Source organism: Peribacillus sp. (assembly GCF_059453735.1).
The window spans coordinates 1-3,852 of record NZ_JAZVJO010000087.1; the positions used below are offsets into that span (position 1 = coordinate 1).

Sequence of the window (3,852 nt, forward strand, 5' to 3'; positions counted from 1 at the left end):
TGGAGTTATGAAGATTATTAATTTCGCTCAAGGTGCTCTGTTAATGTTAGGTATGTATGTAACATACTGGTCGTTTGCTATATTGGGAATAAATCCTTATTTATCCATTTTTTTAAGCGCAGGTGTCCTGTTTCTTGTTGGTGCTTTTATTCAGAAAACAATTCTTTCTAAAATGCTGGATGCGCCGGAGCATAATCAGCTACTTGTAACGCTGGGAATTATGCTGTTTATTGAAAACCTGGCCCTTGTTCTGTGGAGTCCGGATTTTCGAAGTGTGAAGATTGAAGGGATGGCACAAACCTTAAATATTGGGGCTATCGATATCAATTCGCCAAAACTAATAGCTTTTATTTTTGCGATCTCCCTTTCCATTCTGCTCTTTTGGTTTTTGAAAAGCACGTTCATTGGTAAAGCGATCCGGGCAACATCCATTAATCGTGATGGTGCTTCATTAGTCGGAATAAATACTGGAAAAATTAATTATATAGCATTCGGTATTGGAGCGGCTTTAGCTGGTGTTGCCGGCAGTTTAATTACACCGTTCTTATATACCTCTCCCTCGGCCGGTGCTACTTTCATCTTGAAAGGATTTGTTGTGGTTGTATTGGGGGGGTTAGGAAACTTTATAGGAGCTTTAGTAGGCGGCTTGATTATTGGAATATCTGAAGCTATGGGTGGAGCATTCCTGCCAGGCAGCTTAAAAGAGTTAATGACATATATTATTTTCATCATTGTTTTATTAGTTAGACCAAATGGTTTGTTTGGGGGGAAAGCAAGATGAGTAAAACAAATATAGCTCTAATAGTTGGCGGCATATTGTTTGTTATATTCCCTTTTTTAACAGACGATCAATACTATATGCATATAGCCATCCTTATCTTATATTATGCACTTGTCAGTCAAGCTTGGAATTTATTGAGCGGATTCTCCGGACAATTCTCTTTTGGGCATGCCGCATTCTTTGGAATCGGAGCGTATACATCCTCTATTCTTTTGACCAACTTAGGAATTAGTCCATGGTTAGGAATGATTGTGGGAGCTGTCATTGCTGCACTTGTCGGACTGATCATCGGATTTTTATCGTTCAGGTATAAATTGCGAGGAGCCTATTTTGCGCTTGGAACACTGGCTTTTGCCGAAATTTTAAGAGTGATTGTGCAGAATACAGAGCTATTTAATAAAACAATGGGTGTATTGATCCCCTTGGATCCGAATCCATTAATGCTTCAGTTTGATACGAGGAATGGATATTACTATACAATCCTTGGATTGGCAGCTATTGTGTTTCTAATTGTTTATAAGATTAGTCGTTCAAGACTTGGCTACAATTTGATAGCGATTAGGGAAAATGAGGAAGCAGCCCAATCATTAGGAGTGAACACATACAAAAATAAAATGATAGCTATTGCATTAAGCTCCGGTTTAACGGCTATCGGCGGTACATTCTATGCGCAGTATATATTATATATTGAACCACCCACCACATTTGGAAATGATGTTTCTGTTTCTATTCTATTACCAGCCATAATCGGCGGTGCGGGAACTGTACTTGGACCTTTAATCGGGTCTATTATCATCATTCCTTTAGGTGAATTGACAACTGCTTTTTTTGGCAATTTTGTTGGTGTGAACCTGATGACCTACGGACTGATTTTAATTATTGTAGTGCTTTATTTGCCGGAAGGGATAGTTGGTTGGTTCCAGAATAGAAAGAAAAAGAAGGAGCTTAAGGATTCCTTCTTTACACTTAACCAAAAAGGAGGGAAAAGGATTGACGATACTGAAAGTCGAAAAATTAACTAAAAGATTTTCTGGTCTTATTGCTGTGAATAATGTGAGTTTAACTTTAAATGAAGGTGAAATTTTAGGCCTTGTAGGACCGAACGGCGCTGGCAAAACAACGTTGTTCCATTCTATTTGCGGGTTTCATTGTCCGGAAGTAGGATCTGTTCTGCTAAACGAAGAAGAAATCATCGGCAAGAAGCCAGAAATAATATGTGGAAAAGGAATAGCGCGTACGTTTCAGATTGTTCAGCCATTCGGCAACTTAACAGTATTGGAGAATGTTATAGTAGGAGCATTTAGTCAAGTCAAGAAGTTCAGTGAGGCAAAAAAGTTGGCAGAAGAAAAGATTCATTTCATGGGACTTGGTCATCTCTCGGATTCCAGGATGAAAGATTTAACTTTTCCAGATCAAAAGAAAGTGGAAGTGGCTAGAGCACTCGCCACTCAGCCCAAAATCCTTTTTCTGGATGAAGTGATGTCAGGGTTAAATCCGGCTGAAGTGAATGAATTTATCGATTTAGTGAAAGTGATTCGTGACAGCGGGGTATCTATTGTATTTATTGAGCATTTAATGTCGGCAGTGATGGCTTTATCAGACCGTTTAGCGGTAATGCATCTAGGTGAAAAAATCGCAGAAGGTAACCCTAAAGAAGTCATGAAGAATCCACTGGTGATAGAAGCCTACTTGGGGGAGGAAGCAATATGATTAAAGTGGAAAACCTTAATACTGGGTACGGAAAAGTGCAAGTACTTAGAGATATCTCATTTCAAGTAGCTGAAGGTGAACTTGTTTGTATTCTAGGAACAAATGGAGCCGGGAAAACAACTTTACTAAAAACATTATCTGGATTATTACCTAGTTGGTCCGGCAGTATTGAGTTTCAAGGAGAAACAATCAGTGGCAAAAGACCCGAAGAAATTGTGAAGACAGGTTTGATTCAAGTGCCTGAAGGCAGAAAGTTATTTACTACAATGACAGTTAAAGAGAATCTGGAACTCGGTGCTTTTACTTCTCATGCTAAAAAACATTTAAAGAAAAACTTGGACTATTGTTATGAGTTGTTTCCAATATTAAAAGAGAGAGAAAAACAACAGGCAGGAAGTATGAGCGGAGGACAGCAACAGATGCTGGCCATCGGTCGGGCATTAATGTCTGAACCAAAGTTATTGCTTTTGGATGAGCCTTCTACAGGACTCTCACCCCTTTTGACAAAGCAAGTGTTTGATATTATTCGAGAAATAAAAACAAAGGGTGTTACAGTGTTATTGGTTGAACAGAATGCTGTTCAAGCTCTTGGAATGTCTGATAGAGGATATGTGATTGAAAACGGCAAGATTGTTATGGCAGGAAAGGCGGAAGATTTAATCAATGACGAACACTTAAAATCTTCTTATTTAGGGATCGCCACATAAAAAATGATTTGGAAGGTCAGTGAAATGAAGTCATACGAAAAGATGTTTAAAATTTTAAATTTATTTACGATGGATAGAACCAGCTTATCAATCAGTGAAATTGAGATGGAAGTTAAATATCCTAAGAGTACGATATTCCGTATATTGGACACTATGGAAAAGTTTAATTATATTGTACGAAATCAAGATAATCACCGGTATTCATTAGGCTTTAACTTTTTCAGGCTCGGTAGTATAGTTCAAAGCCAATTGGATTTTCGTAAGGTATCATTGCCAATAATGAAAGAACTTGTTCAACAGACTAAAGAGACAGTAGAACTAAATATTCTAGATGATATTTGTCGTGTGTGTGTCGAAAAAGTAGATAGTCCTTTGGATGTTCGTAATTTCGTGCGAATCGGGGAGAGAAAAGCCGCATATATGGGTGCTTCTGGAAAAGTGTTGATAGCTTTTCTGCCTGATCTTGAAAGGAAGAGGATCATTGAGAGATTGTCCGAACAGGAAAAATGTAATAGTTATATCTTGGAAAACGATATTAGAACAATAAAGCAGCAAGGATTTGCTTTAACTAAGGGTGAACGTGTTCCAGGCAGTTTTGCTGTGGCAGTACCAATATTTGAACAATCAGGCGGAATCGTGGCCAGCTTAACAATT

5 protein-coding genes are annotated in these 3,852 nt (G+C 38.3%); all 5 read left to right on the forward strand.

The window, feature by feature from the left end; translation table 11 throughout:
• Positions 1 to 781, forward strand: a 781-nt coding sequence (locus AC52RT_RS02805; protein ID WP_495539341.1) for a branched-chain amino acid ABC transporter permease, incomplete at its 5' end; no start/stop codon positions are given.
• Positions 778 to 1,803: a branched-chain amino acid ABC transporter permease gene (locus AC52RT_RS02810; RefSeq protein WP_495539342.1), complete on the forward strand. Its 1,026-nt coding sequence runs from the start codon at positions 778 to 780 to the stop codon at positions 1,801 to 1,803. The genes AC52RT_RS02805 and AC52RT_RS02810, both read left to right, overlap by 4 nt.
• Positions 1,772 to 2,491 (forward strand): ABC transporter ATP-binding protein, encoded by a 720-nt coding sequence (locus tag AC52RT_RS02815; protein WP_495539343.1) that lies wholly within the window; start codon positions 1,772 to 1,774, stop codon positions 2,489 to 2,491. The genes AC52RT_RS02810 and AC52RT_RS02815 overlap by 32 nt, the downstream gene beginning before the upstream one ends.
• Positions 2,488 to 3,198 (forward strand): ABC transporter ATP-binding protein, encoded by a 711-nt coding sequence (locus AC52RT_RS02820; RefSeq protein ID WP_495539344.1) that lies wholly within the window; start codon positions 2,488 to 2,490, stop codon positions 3,196 to 3,198. Before AC52RT_RS02815 ends, AC52RT_RS02820 begins: the two co-directional genes overlap by 4 nt.
• Positions 3,199 to 3,222: 24 nt before the next feature.
• A partial coding sequence (locus tag AC52RT_RS02825) for an IclR family transcriptional regulator (RefSeq protein WP_495539345.1) occupies positions 3,223 to 3,852 on the forward strand: 630 nt, incomplete at its 3' end.

Excerpts from the sequence above, each read along its gene's own strand:
- AC52RT_RS02820 (WP_495539344.1), top strand. The coding sequence starts at position 2,488 with ATGATTAAAGTGGAAAACCTTAATACTGGGTACGGAAAAGTGCAAGTA.
- AC52RT_RS02810 (WP_495539342.1), top strand. The coding sequence starts at position 778 with ATGAGTAAAACAAATATAGCTCTAATAGTTGGCGGCATATTGTTTGTT.